At 70.5% G+C, this 2,433-nt stretch carries 3 protein-coding genes; 1 reads left to right on the top strand and 2 read right to left on the bottom strand.

The features are described from left to right. Window positions 1–44 precede the first annotated feature (44 nt). The gene (locus tag KBX34_RS32820) at window positions 45–1,013 is read right to left on the bottom strand and encodes a DMT family transporter (RefSeq protein WP_210928953.1); all 969 of its coding nucleotides are present in this window, start codon (window positions 1,011–1,013) and stop codon (window positions 45–47) included. 91 nt (window positions 1,014–1,104) lie between these two features. On the opposite strand from KBX34_RS32820, the gene KBX34_RS32815 reads away from it, so the two are divergent. After that, window positions 1,105–1,410 (top strand): helix-turn-helix transcriptional regulator, encoded by a 306-nt coding sequence (locus KBX34_RS32815; RefSeq protein ID WP_088950428.1) that lies wholly within the window; start codon window positions 1,105–1,107, stop codon window positions 1,408–1,410. Between the two features lie 77 nt (window positions 1,411–1,487). Here the strand turns inward: KBX34_RS32815 and KBX34_RS32810 are convergent, their stop codons facing one another. Beyond that, window positions 1,488–1,949 carry a DoxX family protein gene (locus KBX34_RS32810; protein ID WP_210928952.1) on the bottom strand — a complete coding sequence of 154 codons (462 nt, stop codon included), beginning with the start codon at window positions 1,947–1,949 and terminating at the stop codon, window positions 1,488–1,490. Window positions 1,950–2,433: the final 484 nt, after the last annotated feature.

Below are 2,433 nucleotides of genomic sequence, written 5' to 3'. Positions count from 1 at the left end.
GGCAAAGCCGGGCGCGGCCTCCAGGGCAGATCCCAGGTAGTGGGTCAGCGGACGCTCACCGCTGCGGGGTCGGTCACCGCGATCGGGTCCGTGACCGCTGTGGTCCGGGGCAGTGCCGCGGCGCGGGTCCGGGGCCGGGTGGCGAGGTTCGCGGCGACCAGGGCGGCGATCGTGATGGCGGCCCCGACCAGCTCGACGGGCTCCGGGCGGTAGCCGCGGGCGATCTGCACCGCGAACGTGGTCACCGGGACCAGGTTCATGAACAACGCGGCGTTGGCGGCACCGAGTCGCTGCACGCCGGTGTTCCAGGCCAGGACCGCGACCACGGCGCCGAGGATCACCGCGTACGCCAGTTGCGGGGTGACCGCCACGAGGTCGGCGGCGGCCGGCGCGTGCTGCCAGCCGACGGCGTCGGCGCCGATGCTCGCGGCCAGCATGGCGGCCGTGCCGGCGAGTGCGGTCAGCGTGGTGAAGCGCAGCGGCGACCACTCGCCGAAGCGGCTGGCACCGTGCGTGTAGATGCCCCAGCCGAGCACCGCGCCGATCATCATCAGCCCACCGAGACCGAACTGGCCGAGCCCGGTCAGGCTCCCGCGGGTGATCACCAGGCCGACACCGAGGAGCGCCACCAGGGAGAGACCCAGCAGGAGCGGCTTCGGGCGTACGCCGTCACGGGCCCAACGGACCAGTTGGGTGATCACCGGGGTGGTGGCCACGAAAAGCGCGACCTGCTGCGGGGCGGCGTGTTCGAGGGCCAGGCTGGTGAGCAGGTTGAAGCCGGCGAAGCCGACCACTCCGAGCACCACCACCTCGGCCGTCCGGCCGCCCGACCGCAGCGCGCCGGCACCCTCACGGAGCAGGAGGACGGCGACCAGGATGACGGCGGCGAGAAGGTAGCGGGCAGTGGTCAGGTTGAGCGGGTCGACCCGGGTCAGCGCGCTGGCCAGGACCGGGAACATCACTCCCCAGGCGAGCACGGCGAGCAGCGGATAGGCGGCGGCGCGGGATCGCATCGTCAGCTCCAATGTTCGAGTATCGTCGAACCAACGGAACCGACAGTAGGAGCTTGTTCGATAATTGTCGAACAAGGGTTACACTGGTCACATGGAGCCGCACGAACCCGAACTGACCGCCGTACCGGTCACCGCCGTGCTGGCCGCACTCGCCGACGATGTGCGGTTGCAGATCGTCCGGGCGCTCGCCGAGGGCGGCGAGGCCGCCTGCGGCAGCTTCGACTTCGGCGTCTCCAAGGCGACCCGCAGCCACCACCTCAGGGTGCTGCGCGAGGCCGGCCTGACCCGCACCCGCGCCGCCGGCACCAGCCGCCTGGTCCGACTCCGCCGCGACGAGCTGAACAAGCTCTACCCCGGCCTCCTGGACGCCGTCCTCAGCCCTCGCCCGCCGGCCTGACCCCCGCCACCACCGTCGCCGAGCGCGTCGCCGGAGCCGCCTCGTCGAGGCCCCGGCGACGCGCGGCACACGTGCGGTCAGACAGCCACCGAGCTGGGTTCGACCGCCGAGGCGGGCGCTGGTGCCGACGGGGAGTCGGTGCGACGCCGGGCGAACAACGTGTCGAGCGCCCAGGCGCCCGGGCCGAGGGCCGCTATCAGCAGGAACGACCAGCAGAAGAGGGCGGACAGCTCGCCCCCGTTCTGCATGGGCAGCAGGTGATCCGGCTGGTGCACCACGAAGTAGGCGTACGCCATCGAGCCGGATGCCAGTAGAGCGGCGGGTCGGGTGAAGAGCCCGGCCAGCACCAGCGCGCCGCAGACCAACTGGATCAGGGCGGCCCACCAGCCCGGCCAGGTGCCGAGCGGTACCGCCTTGCCGGTCATCGGGTTGCCGCCGAACAATCCGAAGACCGAGGTCAGGCCGTGCAACGTGAACAGCAGGCCGATCACGATGCGGAACAGGGACAGGGTCGGCCCGCCGAGCCGAGAGACGTTCATGGGACCTCCATTGAGGTGAATGGATGGATCCCGTCCATCGTGACGCATGGTTACATCGAAGTTAATAAATTCCTTGCTGGTGGGAAGATCCCCGGTTGAAATATGTCGGGGCCACGCCCACCGGTGCCGAGCGGGCGGGGCGGCCAGTGCGTCGCGCCGAGGCTCTGAGCTGCGGCTGCGCAGGAAAATCGACCTCAGCACGGGCTGGTCGCGCCATGGGAGCGCTCCCGAATGACGGTACAGCCCACCAGGCGGTGCGCGCAGCCCGCCGAGCCTGCCGCCGTTGCAAACAGCCGGCCGACCCCGATGATCGACTCGGCTTTCTTGAAGCTGCGGTATCCCGGGGCCAGGATGCCCCCCCGTGCTCAGGTGGTCGTAGCAATCGATCTTGTCGTTCGTTGGTCTCTTCGGCGGGGTGATCGCTGAGAGGCTGGTGGGGCGTGGCGGGTCGTAGGCCGTTGACGGTGGTGGACCGGGAAGAGAT

Source organism: Micromonospora sp. M61, assembly GCF_018070245.1.
Classification (GTDB): Bacteria; Actinomycetota; Actinomycetes; order Mycobacteriales; family Micromonosporaceae; genus Micromonospora; species Micromonospora zamorensis.
This window is presented reverse-complemented; position numbering and strand designations above follow the sequence as displayed.